This window comes from Caldicellulosiruptor bescii DSM 6725, from assembly GCF_000022325.1.
In the GTDB taxonomy this organism is placed as follows: Bacteria; Bacillota; Thermoanaerobacteria; order Caldicellulosiruptorales; family Caldicellulosiruptoraceae; genus Caldicellulosiruptor; species Caldicellulosiruptor bescii.
Genome location: NC_012034.1, coordinates 932,141 through 952,989, shown reverse-complemented (window position 1 = coordinate 952,989; position 20,849 = coordinate 932,141). Strand labels below are relative to the sequence as shown.

At 35.1% G+C, this 20,849-nt stretch carries 15 protein-coding genes; 4 read left to right on the top strand and 11 right to left on the bottom strand.

The annotated features are described in order from the left end of the window. Positions 1-15: 15 nt before the first annotated feature. The 9 genes from ATHE_RS04280 to ATHE_RS04240 all read right to left on the bottom strand — a co-directional run bounded on the left by ATHE_RS04280 (position 16) and on the right by ATHE_RS04240 (position 13,990). Complete coding sequence (locus tag ATHE_RS04280; protein ID WP_015907397.1) at positions 16-1,635, bottom strand: mannitol dehydrogenase family protein; 1,620 nt, start codon at positions 1,633-1,635, stop codon at positions 16-18. Positions 1,636-1,670: 35 nt separating this feature from the next. Next, on the bottom strand, positions 1,671-3,752 hold the full coding sequence (locus ATHE_RS04275) for an alpha-glucuronidase family glycosyl hydrolase (protein ID WP_015907396.1): 2,082 nt from the start codon (positions 3,750-3,752) through the stop codon (positions 1,671-1,673). Positions 3,753-3,811: 59 nt separating this feature from the next. After that, positions 3,812-5,341 carry a response regulator transcription factor gene (locus ATHE_RS04270; RefSeq protein WP_015907395.1) on the bottom strand — a complete coding sequence of 510 codons (1,530 nt, stop codon included), beginning with the start codon at positions 5,339-5,341 and terminating at the stop codon, positions 3,812-3,814. A gap of 22 nt (positions 5,342-5,363) precedes the next feature. After that, on the bottom strand, positions 5,364-7,196 hold the full coding sequence (locus ATHE_RS04265; RefSeq protein WP_015907394.1) for a sensor histidine kinase: 1,833 nt from the start codon (positions 7,194-7,196) through the stop codon (positions 5,364-5,366). A gap of 117 nt (positions 7,197-7,313) precedes the next feature. Next, complete coding sequence (locus tag ATHE_RS04260) at positions 7,314-8,213, bottom strand: carbohydrate ABC transporter permease (RefSeq protein WP_013430735.1); 900 nt, start codon at positions 8,211-8,213, stop codon at positions 7,314-7,316. A 33-nt stretch (positions 8,214-8,246) separates the two neighbouring features. Beyond that, positions 8,247-9,185: an ABC transporter permease gene (locus tag ATHE_RS04255; RefSeq protein ID WP_015907393.1), complete on the bottom strand. Its 939-nt coding sequence runs from the start codon at positions 9,183-9,185 to the stop codon at positions 8,247-8,249. 122 nt (positions 9,186-9,307) lie between these two features. Continuing rightward, positions 9,308-10,984 carry an ABC transporter substrate-binding protein gene (locus ATHE_RS04250; RefSeq protein ID WP_015907392.1) on the bottom strand — a complete coding sequence of 559 codons (1,677 nt, stop codon included), beginning with the start codon at positions 10,982-10,984 and terminating at the stop codon, positions 9,308-9,310. A 139-nt stretch (positions 10,985-11,123) separates the two neighbouring features. Further along, positions 11,124-12,209 carry a uroporphyrinogen decarboxylase family protein gene (locus tag ATHE_RS04245; RefSeq protein WP_015907391.1) on the bottom strand — a complete coding sequence of 362 codons (1,086 nt, stop codon included), beginning with the start codon at positions 12,207-12,209 and terminating at the stop codon, positions 11,124-11,126. A gap of 110 nt (positions 12,210-12,319) precedes the next feature. Next, on the bottom strand, positions 12,320-13,990 hold the full coding sequence (locus ATHE_RS04240; protein WP_015907390.1) for an ABC transporter substrate-binding protein: 1,671 nt from the start codon (positions 13,988-13,990) through the stop codon (positions 12,320-12,322). A gap of 297 nt (positions 13,991-14,287) precedes the next feature. On the opposite strand from ATHE_RS04240, the gene hisC reads away from it, so the two are divergent. The 4 genes from hisC to aroA all read left to right on the top strand — a co-directional run bounded on the left by hisC (position 14,288) and on the right by aroA (position 18,601). Further along, entirely contained in the window at positions 14,288-15,364 is a 1,077-nt protein-coding gene (gene hisC, locus ATHE_RS04235) for a histidinol-phosphate transaminase (RefSeq protein WP_015907389.1), read from the top strand. A gap of 77 nt (positions 15,365-15,441) precedes the next feature. After that, positions 15,442-16,455 (top strand): 3-deoxy-7-phosphoheptulonate synthase, encoded by a 1,014-nt coding sequence (gene aroF, locus ATHE_RS04230; RefSeq protein ID WP_015907388.1) that lies wholly within the window; start codon positions 15,442-15,444, stop codon positions 16,453-16,455. Positions 16,456-16,460: 5 nt separating this feature from the next. Then, entirely contained in the window at positions 16,461-17,303 is an 843-nt protein-coding gene (locus ATHE_RS04225) for a prephenate dehydrogenase (RefSeq protein WP_015907387.1), read from the top strand. After that, positions 17,300-18,601, top strand: a complete 1,302-nt coding sequence (gene aroA, locus ATHE_RS04220; protein WP_015907386.1) for a 3-phosphoshikimate 1-carboxyvinyltransferase — start codon at positions 17,300-17,302, stop codon at positions 18,599-18,601. Before ATHE_RS04225 ends, aroA begins: the two co-directional genes overlap by 4 nt. A gap of 23 nt (positions 18,602-18,624) precedes the next feature. Here the strand turns inward: aroA and ATHE_RS04215 are convergent, their stop codons facing one another. Then, on the bottom strand, positions 18,625-19,389 hold the full coding sequence (locus ATHE_RS04215; RefSeq protein WP_015907385.1) for a DeoR/GlpR family DNA-binding transcription regulator: 765 nt from the start codon (positions 19,387-19,389) through the stop codon (positions 18,625-18,627). 8 nt (positions 19,390-19,397) lie between these two features. Then, complete coding sequence (locus ATHE_RS04210) at positions 19,398-20,819, bottom strand: rhamnulokinase (RefSeq protein ID WP_015907384.1); 1,422 nt, start codon at positions 20,817-20,819, stop codon at positions 19,398-19,400. Positions 20,820-20,849 lie beyond the last annotated feature (30 nt).

Here is a 20,849-nt window from a genome sequence, read left to right as displayed (position 1 = left end):
CTTTTTGAAAATCTTTTAATTTACATACTTTTGCAAGGTCTTTCTCACAGCTCCAATGCCTTGTATCATCTCTTTAAAATATTCTACTACCCTCTGAGATAGTCCCACTTCAAATAAGTCAACCCTGAAAATAACCTCATTGGTTAGAATTGGTCTTAGCTTTTCTTCCAAATCTTCATACTTTTTGCCAAGTTCTATGCCCTCAAGATGTTTTTTAAGCTCAAGTATAAGTGGATCTGGGCTTGGCTCAAAAGCTCTCCCTTCATCATCAATGCACATCAAATATCTCAGCCACCCTGCTATTACAAGAGGAATGTATTTAAGGCTTTTTACATCTAAATCCGGGCTTTCTGCGTATGCTTTTATAGTCTCTCCAAATCTAATTGGCATCTTTTGTGATGTGTCTGTTGCAATCCTCTGCGGTGTGTCAGGTATATACGGGTTTGGAAATCTTTCTTCTATCACTTCCTTTATATACTCCCTCGGATTTATTATCTTCGGGTTAACAACAACCTTCAATCCCTCATCATATCCTATCTTTTCGATAAGCCTTTTTAAATGCTCATCTTTTACCTCTTCATAAATTGTCTTATACCCAAGCAAACAGCCAAATATAGCCAAAGCCGTGTGAAGAGGATTCAAACATGTCTGAACCTTCATCCGCTCAGAGTCTTCCACAGTCTTTCTATCTGTCATAAATACTCCTGCTCTTTCCAGTGGCGGTCTCCCATTTGGAAAACTATCTTCTATCACAAGATACTGAGCCTTTTCTGTATTGACAAACGGTGCAATGTACGTATTCTTTGATGTGCAAATGATATCCATATTCTTCAGTCCATCTTTCTCTAAAAGTTCCTTTATTCTCTCCGATGGCCTTGGGACAATCTTGTCTATCATGCTCCATGGGAAACTTACTAAAGAATTATCGTTCAAGTATTCAACAAAATCCTCTTCAACAAAACCTCTTTTCGCCCACTCTATAGCTATTTGAACTATTGAACTTTGCAATTTTTCACCATTTTTAGAACAGTTGTCAAGGCTCACATATGCAATTGGCTTTTTGCCGCTTTTGTATCGAACATATGCCAATGCTGCAACTTTGCCCATCGAACTTTTTGGACTTTGCGGTCCATTTTCTATATCCTCTTTTACCGCAGGCAGATAGTCACCTTTGAGGTCAAAGAGGTTGTATCCTTTTTCTGTTATTGTAAATGTCACCAGCTCAAGAGTGGAACTTTTAAAAATTCTACAAAGTCTTTGCCAGTCTGCTTCAAAGCTTTTATCACACTTTAGCCCCTCTGTAATGCTTGCAATCACTCTTTTTTCTAAATTGCCTTTTGCATCAGATGTCACAACCAAGCAGAGATTGTCATAAGGCTTGTATATTCTGTCAATTATCTCATAGTCAAAAAGCTCTGCTGCAATTACTCCTCTGTCAAGTTCCCCTCTTTCTATTAAATCCTGAACTATTGCTGCAATATACCCTCTAAAGATGTTACCTGCTCCAAAATGTACCCAAACAGGATTTGTGTAAGTAGCATTTTTTATTTTTTCAATGTCAAACTTAGGCAAAATAATATTGGCTTTTTGCCATAAATCTTGCTTTGATATATCTTTTATCTTCAGTTCAAACATTTCAACTTTTCAACCTCGCTTTCAAAAAATATATATTACGGATATATTAGTCTTCCCTTTTCATCAGGTATTCCTGTCTTTCTATAAAAATATGTGTTGATAACATCTCTCCATTCCATTGCATGTTCTTTTTGCATCTTCAATCTTTCATATACTCTGTTGAAGATCTCCTCATCAATCTTTCCTCTCAGTTCCTCCCACTTTTCTATAAGTTTATCTACCATATCAGCCCCTTCAAAGTGAGAGTCATACATAAACTGCAGGAGCGTTTTTCCATTTTTCAGTCTAAAATCATACGGCACTCTGTGGAAAAATAGAAGAAGTTCTTCAGGACATTTATTTATATCATCGAATATTTCCTGCCAGGGCTTGTGATATTGCAAAGTATAACCTGTCCCTCTTGAAGTTCTGTCAACTCCAATTGCTTTTGTATCTGACCGATGATACGTTCCCCACTTTGAATACTCATACCCTTCCGGGTTTGGACCATAGTGATGACCTGGATTTACCATCCAGCCAAGCCCAAGCGGAGTTGTATATTTTTCGTAGATCCCGTGAGAATTAAGAAGCATCCATAAAATGTTGTCAACCACTTTTTTGTCATCTCCAAATGTTAAAATGGCCCACTCTCTTGCTATATCTTCAATCTTTTTATCTGGGTCCCATGCAAGTTTTCCAAACGTCCACAGATTCGCCTGTGCAAGGTCATGACCTGTCCAGTTGATGCTATCCCCAATATTCGAAACACCTGCAAATCCTGCATATTTCATTCCAAAAAGACTTCCATCCACTATTCTCTTTACGTACGAACCTTTTCCTTTACAATATGTGTCAAACTCTAAAATCTCTTTCCATAGCGTCCCCAAATAGCACAGATGAATTTGTTGCCCCGTATATTCTTGGGTTATTTGAAACTCTATCATCTGGTTTGTCTTTTCCATAGCGCCAAAAAGAGGTGAAACAGGTTCTCTTACCTGAAAATCCATCGGACCATACTTTATCTGTAAAATGACATTTTTAGAGAACATCCCATCAAGTGGTTTAAAATTGTCATATGCAGCCTTTGCCCTGTCTGTCTTTGTATCTCTCCAATCCTGCAAGCAGTTGTAAACAAACGCACGCCATATAACAACTCCTCCATAAGGCAAAAGTGCCTCTGCAAGCATGTTTGCTCCATCTGCATGTGTTCTACCGTATACATACGGCCCTGGATTGAACTCAGAATCGGCTTTTACCAAAAATCCACCAAAGTCTGGTATGTAGCTGTAAATAGTTTTTACAGTGTCCTTCCACCACTTTTGAACGTTTTTGTCAAGTGGGTCTGCAGTGTCAAGACCTCCTATATAAATTGGGCTTGCAAAGTTTATGCTAAGGTAAAGTTTTATCCCATAGAGTCTAAAAATTTCTGCTATTTTCGAGAGGTCATTTAGATATTTTGGCGTAATTAACCATATAGCCTTATCTCTTACATTCACATTATTTATTACAACACCGTTTATTCCAATTGAGGCAAGAAGCCTTGCATAATCCCATATACGTTTATAATTGCGTTTTATTCTACCATTTGTAAAAAATATTGATTTACCCGCATATCCTCTTTCAATACTTCCATCCATATTATCCCAATGGTTAATAATTCGTAACGAGGCCTTTGGATTTTCTATACAATTGAGTTCTTTTAATCCTGTTTTAAGTCTAAATTTGTTTATCAAATGAAATATCCCATATATTATTCCTTTTTCACCCTTTGAAGCAACAATAATGTATTTTTTCTTACTTTTATCTACAAGTTTTATTATAAACCCTTCCTCACCTACTGCTTCTTTTTCAACATCGGTTATAAAACCTCTAAGATTTTCATTTGTCACTTTACCTAAAATAATTCCACTGTCAACATAAAGACTTAAAGCATTGTTCAATCTTAGTTCAGTTTCAAACAATACACATAAAGCCTTTTTAAGTTCATTCGCCGCATTTTCGAAATAAATATTTTTCTCCAATAAAACTATTTGCCCTAAAAATTTTTCAACTTCATGTACATATTCTTTCTTACCTATAGGTTTATAAGAAAGCCAACACATAGAATAGTTTGGGTTACTGCTCCTTGATAAAATCATAATTAATCACACCTTTCCGCAGCTATTTAGAAAACGATTTCTAAATAATAAAAACCACATTACTCCTCGTTGACAGAAACAGAATTTCTAAATTTTGAAGGACTTTTGCCTACATATTCCTCAAATTTTAATGCAAAATAGTCAGGATCACTATAACCTACTTCCTTAGCTATTTCATAAATCTTTTTATCAGTTTTAAGAAGTAATCTTTTTGCATTCTCAATGCGCACTAAATGCAAATATTTGTTAAATGGCATGTTAAAGTGTTTTTTAAACATCCTTCCCAAATATATAGGATTGATATAAAATTGTTGAGCAATACTTTTAATTGTTATATCTCTGTTGTAATTTTCCTTTATAAACAACTCTATTTTCTTCATAAAACTCGAACCATTAAATTTAGAATTTTCGTCAATGCAGTTTATAATCTGCTCCAAAATTTCCATAACTTTACTCAAGAATTTACTTTTTTGTATATTGGTTCTAAATATAAACTTTATACTATCAGTCTCAAATAACTGGTAAACTTCAAAATAATCTATTATTTCAAGCACAGCAAAAAGAATATAACCCTTAATCACCTCAGGCGACACTTTATTAGTCTGACACTCATCAAAAAATCTTGAAACTTTAACATTTATATCTTCAAATCGTTTTTCTTCGATTAGTCTAATCAACTCTTTTGAAAGTTTTTTATCCTCAAGGTAATGTTCAAATTCCCCTATCTCTGATGCCTCAATGACACCACTCTTTTCGTAAAATTGGGCAAAGTTGAATTTTCTCAAAAGCTGTTTATACAATGTATGTATCTTCTGGCTAGATACATACTCCTGCACAATTATTGCCTGCAAATTTAATAGACTTCTTATCTCGTCAAAAACCTGTTTAACTAAACTATTTTTCTTATACCCTTGAATGGTGTTTACTACAAAAAGTAAGTTAAAGTAACTATCCCAATAACATTTAATCTCTATACCTTTGTCCAAATACTTGGTATTTACACTTTTTTCTGTTTCCATTAATTTTTCATAAATGGTCAAATCATCTTCATATTGAAAAGCTTCCTGTTTTGAAATTCCAAGATATTTTTTCACTCCATCTTCACTACTACTTACAAGATAATCATCATTTTGTATCTCAAGAGCTTTTATAAAAGCTGAGTTCCTTCTCACATATTCAAATAATTCTTTCTTTTTATAGTCTTCCTTTTCGCTTGATATCCTCGTTTTTATCCTCTCTAAGGTTTGAATAAGCTCATTCTCATCTATAGGTTTTAATAGATAATCATTTACACCATACTTTATAGCTGCCTTTGCAAATTCAAACTCATTGTACCCACTTATAATTATTATTGCCGGTTTGTTTTCAAACTTCTCTGAGACTCTTTTTATCAGCTCAATTCCATCCATTACTGGCATTTTTATATCCGTTATTATCACATCTACTTTCTCACTTTTGAGAATATCAAGGGCTTCCTGACCATTTCCCGCTTCATATGCAATTTCAAATCCAAGTCTTTCCCAATCAATAAGTTTAATTATACCCTTTCTCATGAATATCTCATCTTCAACCAAAAGAATCTTTATCATGGTTACACACCCTCACTATATTCTATGAAACAAATGCTGGCAATTCTAAAGGAAGTTTAATAACAACCTTTGTCCCTTTATTGATAGAACTTTCAATATAAAACTCAGCATTGTCGTTGTAGTACAGCATTAACCTTCTGTAAACATTTTTAAGCCCAATGCTTTTATCATAGAGTGGATTGTTAAGGTTAGCATAAAGCTCCTCAAGCTTTTTCTCGTTCATCCCTATCCCGTTGTCAGCAACTTCTATTATTAAATTTATACCCTCTTTTTTTACTTTAACTATTACTTTACCACTGTCTTCTTTTTCTTCTATACCATGTATACACGCATTTTCAACAAGTGGCTGGATTGTCATCTTAGGAATCAAACAATTTTTAGCATCCTCTTCTACAAAAATTTCATATGTCAATTTTTCACCAAATCTGTATTGCTGTATTTTTAGAAAATCTTCTACAAAATTGATTTCTTCCTGAACTGTGGTTATATCATTTCCCCAGTAAATAAGCCTCCTTAAAGTCCTTGTTAGATACTTAATTATCTCAGCTGTTTCCAGTTCGTTCTTCAAAACAGAACGCATTCTTATTGAGTCCAGTGTATTGAAAAGAAAATGTGGATTTATCTGACTCTGAAGCGCATTTATCTCTGCCTGTTTTTTTTCAACTTCAAGTGTCTTCTTTTGAATTTCAGAAAGCATTTCCTTCTCTATTAGTTCTTTAAGTCTTATTGTCATATTGTTAAATTCTCTTATAAGATTTCCAATCTCATCGTTCCCTTCTCTGCATGTCAGAATCTCGAAGCGCTGCTTCTTAACTTTTCTCATATGTCTTTCTAAAAGTTCCAGTCTATTTGATATAGAAGAAGTTATGAGTCTTATTAAAAAGGTTGCAAATATCAAGCTCAAAAGGGAAATAAGTAATATGAACTCAATAGCTCTGTATATCTCTCCCATCATATACGATCGCGAAAATACTCCAACAAGTTTCCATCCATTTAAAAGATTTATATCCAGATTATTTACAAACACATACGAACCTTTCGGCACAAATTTACTCGTCTCAAATTTTACAAAAGGCTTGGTAAAAATTAAATTATTGTATGTATGAGCTGCAATTATTCTGTTACTGCTGTCTATTAAGTAAATTTCTCCACCAAATACCTCAAAATTTATGGAATTAAAAAAGCTTGAAAGATAAATATCAATTTTTGCTATTTTCGTATATTTACTATTGTTTCCCGTCGAAGTACTTCTTTGCTCATATTGATTGAGATTTCTTATCAATGACACATATCCTTCTTCTCCATTAACTCCATCGTCGCTGGTAGGTATTATAACTATTCCTTGCAGATTATTAATTACTTTATCATACCATTCTTTAACCTCTTGAATATTTAACTTTCTATACCCGTCACTATTTAAAATTGTAGGATTGTTTGTATATATTGTTACGCGAGCAATGTTTGAATACACATTTCTACCCTGATATATCCTATTTCTCAGATACTGAACATAATTAGAATAAAAATCATCCATACCATGGTAATTAATGTCAAGCATATCGTTAAGTAAATCATCTGTATACAATGTATTTGAATACAATATAGCTTCATCTATTACCTTTTTTATGTTAGTATTTAAGATGTTAAAAGCACTTTTTATCTGGGTAATTTTTTGTTGTTGAAGATTTTTTATAATGAAAATGGTAAATATAAAATGGCTTACTAATGTGGGGATTAAAACACATAGAATGTATACAAGTAACAATTTCTTTCGGACAGAAAGATTATCTAATCTGTCAAGTATTCTTTCTTTTGAAAATTTAAAAAACTTTTTTAACACTTTATTCCACCACAAGTTTTATATCTCCTAAGCTTAATTATATCATAATACACAAGGATAATAACTGTATTTTATTTACTTATAAAAAACAAATCAAAGTGGGCGAAAATCACCCACTTTAAAAAGCTTTGATTACTCTCCTTTAACGCTACCAAGAGTAAGACCCTTTACAAAATATCTCTGCAAGAATGGATAAACCATAATAATTGGAGCTGTGGCAACAATTGTCATACTTGCTCTTACCGAGTTTGGAGTAACCTGCTGAGTTTCAGCCATTGCTCCCATTTGATAGTCAGGATTTCTTCCAACCTGCATGCTTACAGATGCCAGAATTTTTTGAAGCTCATACTGAAGAGTACTCAGGTCAGGTCTTTGCGAATTAAAGATATATACGTCAAACCATGAATTCCAATGCCCAACTCCAATAAAGAGTGCTATTGTCGCAACTGCTGGCAGGGTAAGTGGAAAGATTATCTGCCACAAAATTCTAAATTCGCTTGCTCCATCAATTTTAGCAGATTCTATCAAACTTGATGGCAAAGATTCTATATAGCTTCTGACCACAACAACATTAAACATTCCCAAAAGTGCAGGAACAATATAAACCCAAAATGTGTTTAAAAGTCCGAGCGACCTATACAATAAGTAGGTTGGAATTAAACCTGCTCCAAAATACATAGTCAAAACCATTATTGCAGAAAACGGACGTCTTAATACAAAATCTTTTCTTGACAAAGGATAAGCAACAAACATTGTACAAATAATACCAAGCACTGTACCAAGAACTGTTCTTGCAACAGATACTAAAGCTGCATTGTAAATCTGCGGATTGCTAACAATAATTTCATAGTTTTTTAATGTCCATTTTCTTGGCCAGATATAAATTCCTCCTCGAACTGTGTCAAGTGCATCGTTGAATGAAACAGCTAATACATTTAAAAATGGATATAAAGTCACAATACCGACAAAAATCAAACTTATATAAACAACCAAGTCAACTATAATATCCTCGGCTGTTTTTTTCTTAAACATTTTGAATTTTCCCTCCTTAACGTTTAAGCTTTTTTATACAACAGTTGATGCATTCAATTTTGCAGCAACCTTATTTGCAAACAACACAAGCAAAATACTTACAACGCTCTTAAACATACCAGCAGCTGTAGCATATGAATATCTGTACATTGTAATACCATAATCAAGAACATAGGTGTCAAGAATTTGAGAGTAATCCTGAACAAGGGGGTTTCTGAGCAAAAGAACCTGTTCAAAACCAGCATTCAAAAGCCAACCAACGTTGAGAATAAGAAGCATACTAATTGTTGGAGCAATCCCTGGCAGTGTTACATATCTTATCTTCTGCAGTCTTCCACAACCATCCACGCTTGCAGCATCGTAAAGTTCAGGGTCTATACTTGTCATTGCTGCCAAATACACTATAGCATTCCATCCTGTTTCCTTCCAAACATTCGAGAGAGCCAATATCCACCAGAAATAATGTCCTTCACCCATCCAGACAATTGGCTGTTTAATAATCTTGAGTGACATCAAAATTTGATTGAGTATACCTGACTCAGGTGAAAGCACACTTATAACTATACTCGCCGCCACAACCCAAGAAACAAAGTGTGGAAGATATGAAATTGTCTGAATAGTTCTTTTAAATAACATATTCTTCACTTCGTTAAGCATCAATGCAAGTAAGATAGCTGCTGCAAAGGACGTAACAAGCTTCAAAAAGCTTATAACAATTGTATTTCTCATAGCAAGCCAAAAACCAGAGTCGCTGAATAAATCTTTAAATTGCTGCAAACCTACCCACTCTGAACCCCAAACACCTTGGAATGGCCTGTATTCTTTAAATGCAATGACCCACCACCAAAGTGGTATGTAGTGAAACAAAATTACATACAAGACAAATGGAAATATCATAAAAACAAGTTCTTTCTGCTCTTTTACTTTTTGCCAGAACGTTTTCTTTGAACCATTGTAGTATACTGCATCCAATGTAATTACCTCCTTTTAAAACTTTGCTCCTACAAGATTAGTACCCATTATAATGTAGTCTTAACAATTTAGTTATATAAGGGAAGAGGGTTTTACCTCTTCCCTTTGAGGTTTCAGAAACATTACTTAACTTTAATCCCGTACCAATCTGCCATTCTCTGTCTCATTTCCTGTGTATAGAACTCTTCAATTGGTTTTGTGTTAATCTTTGATCTAACCTCTGCTTTGTATTTGTTCCATACCTCATCATACTTGCCCTTTGGAGCCATTATAAGCATTGGTATATACTTCCTTGCAAGGTCGTTAGCAATGTTGAGTGGAACCTGGATTTCTTTTTGCTTTTCAGGTGGAACGTTGATCTCCCATGCATATCCCCAAGGTGGACATTCAGGTTCATCAGCAAATGGTGGTTCAACAAATGTTTTTGCTTTGTATGCTTCAAGCACTTTCTTTTGTGCTGGTGCCCATTGCATATATGCAATATCTGGATCAAGTTCAGGTTTTACATAATTTCCATCTGGAAGCTTGAGCTGCCATCTTGGCCAGATGTTCCAGTAGCCAAGCCCTTCTTGTTTCTGGTAAACAGGGTCTCTTGCTTTGTCAATCATAGCTTGTGTTCTGTACATCTTACCTTTATTGTCAACAAGATAATCTCTTCCTTTAATACCCCAGAACATAAGTTTCTGAATATCTGGATTGAGCATTTGGTCTAAGAACTGGAATGCTCTTACAGGATCTTTACACTTCTTTGTAATGCTTATGCCATCTCTTGTTCCAATTGACTGAAGCATCACATATCTTGATTTTTTAACCCCTTTAAATACAATGCCAAATGGAACAAGGATTCTATCATCTTCGCCATTCTTTCGTAGTGTATTGAATGCTGTGTTAAAGTGCCATGACCTTCCCCAGCTTGTCACAACTCTACCTTGAGCAACTTTCGCAGCCCATTGGTCATATGTCTGAACAAATGCTTCTTTATCAAACAAACCTTCATTCCACAGAGCATTTAGTGCCTTGTAAGCTTTGTACATTCCTATTCCTGCAGGGTCATAGCTTGCTTTATATGTTTTCGGATCAACTTGTACAGTATCTGCTATAAGACCATTCAAACCTGTTGCAGGATCTTGAATTACATAGAATCTTGCGCCTTCTGTAATTGCTGACATGCCTATTACAGGCATACCTTTGTACTTTGGATATTTCTTAACATAATTTCTTAACATTGGCATCAAATCTTCCCAGTACTTTAATCTTGGCCAGTTATTCTTTTGTAACATGTCAATCATTACATATAAACCTTCACCACTTGCACTTGGTGACACTTCACCTCTTGTGTAGCTCAAGAAATAAATATGTCCATCAGCTTGGCGAAGTTTCCTCAAATCTGCCTGAGAGTACGCCTTCTTTGTCCACTGACCATATTTTTGAATGTAGTTATCAAGCGGAACTAAAGCTTTGTTCTGAATAAATTGTTTGTGCTCACCACTGCCATAAACCAAGTCTGGTAAATCACCAGATGCAAGCATAAGTGATATCTTTGTTGCCTGGTCCATTCCTACAAAGTGTTCGATTTTCAATCTTACGCCTGTCCTTTTTGTAATCTCTTGCCCAATAGCAGTACTGAAAATATCTGGGTGATACTGTACTGTCGCATCTGCACTAAACATTGTAAAAGTTACAACCTTTTTTGATGCACCTTCAACCTTCTGGGAAGATACAGGTACAATCCCACCCAGCACCGCGGAAATAATGAAAACAAGCGCTACCACAATCGAAATTTTTCTTAAAAATTTCAAATTGAAACGCCTCCTCTCTTTGAATTTTTATCAAGGATGAACAATTATCATTCTCTACTGTTCATTTTACATAGTATTTAGATAAAAACAACCCTTAAAATCTAACATATTTCCCCCATAAAATTGATATGTCAAAAGTCTATATTTTTCCATATTCTTGAACTGCCCACATGTATATTTTTATGTTTTCAAGAGGAGTACCTGATGCAACAGAACCTGCTGGTGTCTCGATAAAGTTTCCATCATCTTTTAAAACTTGCATATCTCTTTTTACGTACTCGATAATTTCTTCTGCACTCCCATTTCTCAATATAAATGGTGGCATCTGTCCATAAATCAATGCATTTGGCATAAACTTTCTTATCGTTGCAGGGTGAATTTCAGGCCCAAAATTAACGCTATTTACTCCAAGGTCATTTAAAATAGGAAGTAGGTGCTGCATATTGCTATCCGAATGTTGATAGCGAGTATCTTCTTTTCTTGGTGCAAAATTTTTAAACAAACTCTCTAAAATAGGTGCACAGTATCTTTCATATAACTTGGGCGAAAATAAAAAACAGTTATCATCATTAATTGCAATTCCGTTATATTCAACTTCACAGTAATCTCTTAAATTTTTTATATATTCCACGAGCTTTTCCTTTAATATCTCAAAAAACTCATCCATAAGCTCTGGCTCATCCATGAGCAATATACAAAGACTTGTTGTCCCCAATAAACTTGTTGCAATTGTAGCAGGTCCTCTTGTCATATGCCCCCATTTTAGTTTCTTCCCTGTCGCTTTTTCATAATCTTCTTTTGCCTTCAAAAGTTCAGGTGTAACTACTTTTTTTACATCAATCTTCTCTATTTTTTCTATATAACTCTTCATCTCATCTAAACTTTCAATTGCCGGTTCAAGCCAAGGTGTCCCACCTTCTGATATCACTACTTTACTTCCCATGACAATCTCAAACCTTGTTGGTTCTGGTGGCTCAATTTCTTCCTCAGAATAAAATCTTCTTCCAAGTTCCTTTTCCAATACGTCATTAGCTTTTTTATGAATTTGAAGTCTGTATGATTTTTTAGAATAATAATCAACTGTTGAAAAAGGACCCACCAGCTCAAACAGAAAATGGTCATCAAGCCAAAAGTGGATAGGAATCCTTGTTTTTTTGTCAAAATTAAGCCTACAAAAATCATTCTCTTCCCAGAATTTTTTTACATCAAATTTAGATAAGTCCACAAGAACCCTCCTCCTTTGTTGAAATTATTTTTAGGTTACAAAAATTTATAGGGAAGACCTCTAAAATAAGAGGACTTCCCTATAGAATATACCACAAATTTATTCCATATTTAGTTCCAATTCTTTACTCTCCAGCGAATCATTTCTGTCTTGAACTGCTCATAAACTTTGTAATTTGTTTTTTCAAATGCCTGAACAAATTCTTTCCATATTCTATCAAAATCTGCATCTGTCTTTGCCATTACAAGTTGTGGTAGATATTTTCTTCTCACTTCGCTCATCTTCTGTTGAGCAATTGTAACTTGAGGCTTATCAGCAGGAATATTGATTTCCCATGCAAATCCATAAGGTGTTTCAAGTGGAGGATCTGTAAATGGAGGTTGCATGAAGTATTTAGCTTTATATGCATCGAGAACTTTCTTTTCAGCTGGTGAGAAGTTCTTGTATACATACTCTGGGTCAAATCCGGGCTCTCTGTAATTTCCATCCTGCAGCTTCAAATATGCATGTGGAAATACCCACCAGTATCCAAGACCTTGTTTCTTCCTGTAAACAGGGTCTTCTCTCTGTTTTTTCTGTTTATCTGTTAGGTACATTTTTCCGTTTTTGTCTACACTGTAATCAACACCTTTTATTCCCCAATACATAAGTTTTTGAGCTTCTAAAGAGCACAGTTTGTCCAAGAACTTAAATGCTGTAACAGGATCTTTACACTTCTTAGTTATGCTAATACCATCTCTTGCGCCAATCGGCTGAATCATAAGATATCTTGCTCTTTGAACACCTTTGTAAACAACTGGGAATGAAATATGCATTCTATTGTATTTCTTTGCATTCTTCAGTGAAGCCTCTGCATCATATCCAAATTGCCACCACTGATCATAGAATCCTACAACTCTACCCTGAGCAATCTTAGAAAGATATGTGTCGTAGTTTTGAACGAACACTTCTTTGTCAATAAGTCCCTCTTTCCACATCTTATTCAAATCTTTATAGTATCTCTTTGACCCTCCCATTGTAGAATAAACTTTTGCTTCATATGTCTTCGGGTCAACAATTACATCACCATCATTTTGATATCCCATAAGATATGAAGGCGGATTTTCTAAAGTGAAGAATCTCCAACTTTCTGTAATAAATGTAAATCCAATGGTTGGTTTCCCCTCAATAGTAGGATTTTTCTTTACATAATCTCTAATGAGCTGCTGATAGTCCTCCCAATACCTTACCTTCGGCCATTTTGCTTTTTCAAGAAGATCAATTGGTAGCCAGAAGCCATCTGGTTTTAAGTCTGGAGTTATTTCGTTTCTGTAAGGAGACAAGAAATAAATTTTTCCATCTTTCTGTCTGAGTCTTTTGAGGTCTTTATCAGTGTAAATCTGTTTACAATATTTCCCGTATTTTTGAATATAGTTATCAAGTGGTACCAATACACCAGCTTCTATTAACTTTCCATGCTCCTGATGACCATGAATCAAATCTGGTAAATCACCAGATGCTAACATAAGACCAATTTTTGTTGCTTCATCCTGTCCTGCTAAGTATTCGATTTTGAGTTTTACACCTGTAAGTTTTGTAATTTCTTTACCAATAGGAGTGCTAAACAGGTCTGGATGAGGATCTGCATTTGAATCTCCATAGAAAAATGTCAATGTCTTTACGGGTTGATTGCTTGAAGCCGCTTTCACAAAATCAGATTTTAAACTTGGGAATGTAATAAGAGTTGAAAAAATGAACACAAAACAAATAAACCAAGCAAATACTTTTAATTTTTTTGACATCTCAAACCCTCCTTACTGTATATTTTGACGTTTCTACGGGCAAAAAGACTTTTAAAATTGTGAATCTAAAATAAATTATAACTATAAATTGTAGAAATGTAACCCTGAAAAATTTTATATTTTTCCCCTGAAAAATTGACTTTTTTGGAGCCTGATAAATTAAAAAGTTTATAACTAATCCACAAACATTTCTGCTAAATTAAATCTACTATATTTTTTGTCCATCACTTTTTTCTTGACAACTCCTAATAGTTGATAATAAAATTATTGAAAATCGTAAATTAGGGGTGTGTTAATTTGTTCAGAGAAGTAATTAATACAATTTCACCCTATATCCCTGGCAAACCTATTTCTGAGGTGAAAAGAGAGCTTGGCCTTGAAAAGGTAATAAAACTTGCTTCAAATGAAAATCCTTTAGGACCATCCGAAAATGTTAAAAAAGCTTTGATGCAAAACTTGGATGAACTTGGTATTTACCCGGATGGAAACTGTACAGAACTAAAACTCAAACTTTCAAAAAAGCTGGGTGTAAAACCATCGCAGATACTTCTGGGGGCAGGGTCTGATGAAATCACTCAATTTATAGCAGCTGTATTTATTAATCCAGGGGACAATGCAATAATGGCAAAACCTTCTTTTCCCCGATACGAAACAGTTACAAAAGTGATGGGCGGTGTACCAATCGAACTTCCATTAAAAGACTTTACCCATGATTTAGAGGCTTTCTATAACAATATAAATGAAAGAACAAAAGTAATTTGGATTTGCAATCCAAACAATCCAACTGGTACTATTGTTAAAAGGAAAGAATTATATGATTTTATAAAATCAGTACCTTCACACATTGCGGTTGTTGTGGACCAGGCTTATAAAGAGTATATAGATGACCCTGAATACCCAGATGCTACAGAGTGGCTTTATGAATTTGAAAATCTTATTGTTCTTCAGACATTTTCAAAGATCTATGGTCTTGCATCTTTAAGAATTGGGTATGTAATGGCATCAGAGGAAATCATTGAAAAATTAAACAGAGTAAGACCACCTTTTAATGTAAATCACCTGGCACAGATTGCAGCTTCTGCTGCTCTTGACGATGAAGAACATGTAAAAAAGGCAAAAGAACTTAATAAAAAGTCTCTTGAATTTTTCTATAAAAACTTTGAAGAAATGGGTCTTTTCTATATAAAATCATATGGAAATTTTGTAATGGTAGATGTAAAGAAGGATGCTGTTGATGTGTTCAAAAAGCTTCTTTTAAAAGGTATAATAGTAAGACCAGGCGACATATTCGGTATGCCAACATATCTGAGAGTCACAACTGGGCAGGAAGGTGATAATATGGGATTCATAAAGGCTTTGAAAGAAATTCTATAGAAAAAGAAAATTTGAAGAATGGTAGAACGGATGCAAACTGTAGTAAAATAAAAAATGGTAGTATGGAGGCGATGAATATGATTATTGTAATGAAAAAGGACTGTAAAGAGTCAGATATTGAAGAAGTTGTAAAGCTTATCACATCACTGGGCCTTCGGCCCCACATTTCACAGGGCGTTGAAAGAACTGTGATTGGTGTCATTGGCGATGAGAGAATTCTGTCTGATGTTCCTGTTGAGCTTTTACCAGGTGTTGATAGAATAATACCAATCCTTGAGAGCTACAAACTTGCAAGCAGAACATTCAAATCCGAACCTACAGTTGTAAAAATCAAAGATGTAGAAATTGGCGGAGATACACTTACGCTCATTGGCGGTCCTTGTGCAATTGAAAGTTATCAGCAGATGTTTGAAGTTGCAGAAAAGATTAAAAGAAGCGGTGCAAAGATTCTACGTGGCGGAGCTTATAAGCCAAGAACATCTCCATATTCTTTCCAGGGTCTTGAGGAAGAAGGATTGAAAATCCTCAAAGAAGCTGCACAAAAGTATGATCTTTTAGTAATAACAGAGGTAATAAGTGAAAGCGCTGTTGACAGAGCGTATGACTATGTAGATATTTTTCAAATTGGTGCAAGAAATATGCAAAATTTTAACTTGCTAAAATATGTAGGAAGACAAGACAAGCCAGTTCTTCTCAAGAGAGGGCTTGCAGCAACAATTGAAGAGTGGCTGAATGCTGCTGAATACATTTTAAGCGAAGGAAATCCAAATGTTATTTTATGCGAAAGAGGAATAAGGACATTTGAGACAGCAACAAGAAACACTTTGGACATTTCAGCAATCCCTGTTGTAAAGGAAAAAAGTCATCTTCCAATAATAGTTGACCCGAGCCATGCAGCAGGGAAAGCAAAGTATGTTCCAGCACTTTCAAAAGCGGCAATTGCAGCAGGAGTTGATGGGCTTATGATTGAGGTCCATCCAAACCCGCAAAAGGCTTTATCTGACGGACCTCAGTCAATCACACCTGAGGAGTTTGACAAACTTGTAAAAGAGATATCTTTAATAGCAAAATCAATTGGAAAGAGTGTATAGAGAAAATGGTAAGGGAAAGGATACTCATAGCAGGGCTTGGTCTCATTGGTGGTTCACTTGCAAAAGCGTTCAAAAGATACGGGTATGAAATTCATGCTTACGATATAAACAAAAGTGCAGTTGAAAAAGCTATTTGTGAGGGCATTGTAAAAGAAAAGATTGAAGACTTAGATGAAGCAGAAGATGAGTATGCCTTTAGTTTCATATGTGCCCCAGTATTAGAAAGTATACCTATTCTTAGCAAATTATCATCAAAAATCAAAAATGGAATCATAACAGATGTTGGAAGTACCAAAACTCAGATTTGCAAGTATTCCATCGAACATAAAATTACCAATTTCATCGGTGGACATCCCATGGCAGGCACTGAAAAGATAGGCTATGAATATTCATTTGATACACTCTTTAATGGTGCATACTACTTCATAACCCCAACTGGGATCAATAGAGAAGAGGATATTGAAAAGCTTAAGAATCTATTACAATCAATTGGATGCAAGGTTGAGGAGATTGACTTCGAACTTCACGACAAAATAACTGGAGTTATCTCACATCTTCCTCATGTTGTGTCTGCAGGGCTTGTGAATATGTTAAGTAGTAGCGAGATATATTGCAAATTTGCTGGAGGAGGTTTTAAAAATATAACTCGTATTTCTTCCTCCAGTCCAAAAATGTGGGCAGATATATCAATCTCCAACAAGAACGTGTTACTTGAACTTATTGATGCTTATATTGAACTTTTGAAAAATTTTAAATTAAGTTTGCAATATGAAAACTATAGCCAAATTTACTCTTACTTTGAAAAAGCAAAATTAATTAGAGATAAGATTGTGAGTGATAGAAAGTGAATGTTAAGATTGATGGAAGAAGAAAAATAAACTCAAATGTAATTGTTCCGCCTGACAAGTCAATATCCCACAGAAGTATCATGATTGGAAGTTTGGCAAATGGTGTGACAGAAATAGAAAACTTTCTTTTTTCAGACGATTGCTTGGCGACCATCAATTGTTTCAAAAATCTTAGCACTGACATAGAAATTCGAAATGACAAAATAATTGTTAAAGGAAATGGCTTTGCTCTTAGTGCTCCAAAACAGATACTGGACTGTCAAAATTCAGGAACAACCACAAGACTTCTCCTTGGTATTTTGTCAACCCAGGAATTTGAATCTATTTTGACAGGTGACAGCTCCCTTAAAAAAAGACCTATGAAAAGGGTCACAGTACCTCTTTCTCAAATGGGAGCTGAGTTTGAGTTTTTAGAAAAAGAAGATTTCTTGCCTATTAAGGTAAAAGGCAGCAAAAAATTAAAACCGATTGAATATACCTTACCTATTCCAAGTGCGCAGGTAAAATCTGCATTGATTTTTGCGTCTTTAAAAGCTGAAGGCAAAAGTGTCATAAAAGAAAGTCCTAAGTCAAGAGATCACACAGAGCTTATGTTAAAGCATGCAGGAGCAAATATAAAAAGCTGGGAAAAAGATGGGGTATATACAGTAGAGATACTGCCGAGTCAAATTTCCAGTATAAAGATAAAAATTCCATCAGATATATCATCTGCAGCATTTTTTATTGTTCTTGCACTGATATGTGAAGGTAGCTCAGTGGTAATTGAAAACTGCATTTTAAACCCAACAAGAACAGGTATAATTGATGTTCTAAAACAAATGGGTGCTGAGATTAAAATTGAAGATGTGGAAAATAGAAATGGAGAGCTTGTGGGAAAAATAGTTGCAAGAAGCAGCAACCTAAGAGGTGTAAAGGTTGAAAAAAACGATATTCCGCGCATCATAGACGAAATACCTATTTTGGCAGTTGCAGCGGCATTTGCCGAAGGTAAAACCATAATTGACCATGCTTCAGAGCTAAGAGTAAAAGAGAGTGATAGAATAAAGACAACAGTTGAGATGCTGAAAAGTTTTGGAGCTGAGTGCTATGAACTTGAAAACGGACTCGAAATAATAGGTTCAAGAGAAAAACTCAAAAGTGCAGTTGTAAATTCATATAAAGATCACAGAATAGCAATGGCAGCATCTATCATGGCATGTGCAGTGGAGGGTGAAAGTACCATTTTGGATGCAGACTGCGTATCAATCTCTTTTCCAAACTTTTACGACATTCTTTTTTCCTCAACAAAAAAGATATAAAAAAGGGGCTATTTGCCCCTTTTTTAGCAATATACAATCTCTACATTTTTCTCTCTGATTGCATTTTCTTGGCTTGGCGGCAGTATCTTGTCTGTGAAGATAAAATCAACATCGTCAAGTGTTGCAATGTTTACTAAAGCTGTCTTGTTCATCTTTGTATGGTCTGCTATCATGTAGACTTTATCTGCTATCTCAATCATGAGTTTTTTGACCTGAGCTTCAAGCTCGTTTGACTCAGTAAACCCTTTTTCAATATCAAAACCTTTACAGGATATTATTGCTTTGTTTGCATTTAAAGACCGCAAAGTCTGTTCAGCTATTGGTCCGACAAGCGACAAAGATTTGTTTCTAAGTGTCCCACCAGTTGAGATAACCTTTATTGTGTCTTCAAAAACTTTTAGCTCATTGATTATCTGCTCTGAGTTTGTAATAACAGTGATTTTTTTCTTTGTTTTCAAAAGCTTTGCAACCTGAAGCGCAGATGTGCTCGAATCCATCACAAGAGTATCGCCATCTTCAATGTACTTTATCAAGCTCAGTGCTATCTGCTTTTTACCCTCTATGTTTGTAACATTTCTAAACTCAAAAGGAATATCAACATTGTAGTTCTCAACCAATACCGCCCCGCCATACGTTCTTTTCAGAAGACCTTCTTTTTCAAGCTTTTCAAGGTCACGTCTTATTGTCTCTTCTGTAACATTGAAAAGCTTTGCAAGCTCAGGTACAAGCACACTTTTGTTTTCATTCAACATCGCCATAATCTTTTGTCTTCGCTCAATCGCAAGCACTTTTCCTCTTACCTCCCTTTGTAGTATTCAAACTGTATACTCTTTTTGAGAAGCTCTCTTCCTTCCTGCAGATTCTTAATCTCACCTAAAGCTATAAGTTGCATAATAATATTGCCAAGTACTGTTGCCTCAACAGGTCCTGCTACAACATCTCTTTGTGTAATCTTTGCTGTAAGCTCGCAAAGATACTTATCTCTAATACCTCCACCAACCATATTTATTGTAGAAATCTTAAGCCCTGTTAAGTTTTCTATCTCCTCAACTGTGTTTTGGTATTTTTTAACAATTCCATTGTAAGCTGCTTTTGCAATGTCCCCAAGTGTTTCTGGTTCTTTTCCAAAGTGTGTTTTGCAGAAGTTCTTTATTTCCGAAATGATATCGACAGGTGCTAAAAACTGTACACTGTCAGGATCGATTGCGTAATCAACATTGGATTTTTGTGCAAGTTCACTTATGAGATTGTAATTTACTTCTTCGAACTTTTTGCTCCATGCGCTTTTTAGCTGCTGGATAATCCAAAGCCCAGTGATATTTTTCAAAAACCTTATTTTGTTCTCAACCCCGCCTTCGTTCGTAAAGTTTTTTACAAATGTTTTCTCGTTTATTAAAGGACTGTCAAGTTCAACCCCCATCAACGACCATGTGCCACAGCTAAGAAAAACTGTTTGTTTTCCGTCAGAAAACGGTGCTGCCACAACAGCTGAAGCTGTGTCATGGCTTGCTACTGCTATAACAGGTATGCTTTCTACCTCAAGCTCTTCTTGAATCTCCTTTGAAAGTTTTCCTAAAATGTTTCCTGGATAAATTATATCATTAAATAAATCTTTTTCAAACCCAAGTTTTTCAATGATCTCAAAACTCCATTTTCTCTTGTGGGCATCTAAAAGCTGAGAAGTTGAAGCAATAGTGTATTCGTTTACCTTTTCACCTGTTAAAAAATAAGCAAAAAGATCTGGCATCAACAAAAGCGATGAAGCATTTTTCATTATCTCAGGTCTTGTTTTGTAGTCTATGTACAGCTGGTAAATGGTGTTGAAATTCATAAATTGAATACCAGTGGTGTTATACAACTGATTGAGGGGTATAATGTTTCCTACTTCCTCAATAGCTGATTTTGTTCTCAGGTCACGATAATGATAGGGGTTTGAAATAAGATTTCCACATTTGTCTATCAAACCATAATCCACACCCCATGTGTCAACCCCTATACTTGTTATACTTTCAAATTCTTTTTTTGCTTTGTAGATTCCAATCTTAAGATTGTTAAAAAGGTAAAGGAAATCCCAAAAAAGACTTTTACCAAGCCGCACAGGATTGTTTTCGAACCTGTGAACCTCACAAAGCTCCAAAACAGACCCGTCAAACCTGCCTACAAAAACCCTTCCGTTTGACGCACCAAAATCAGCACCGATGCAATTTATACTTTTCATTTTTGTCCTCCTTATTCTGTTTGGGTTATT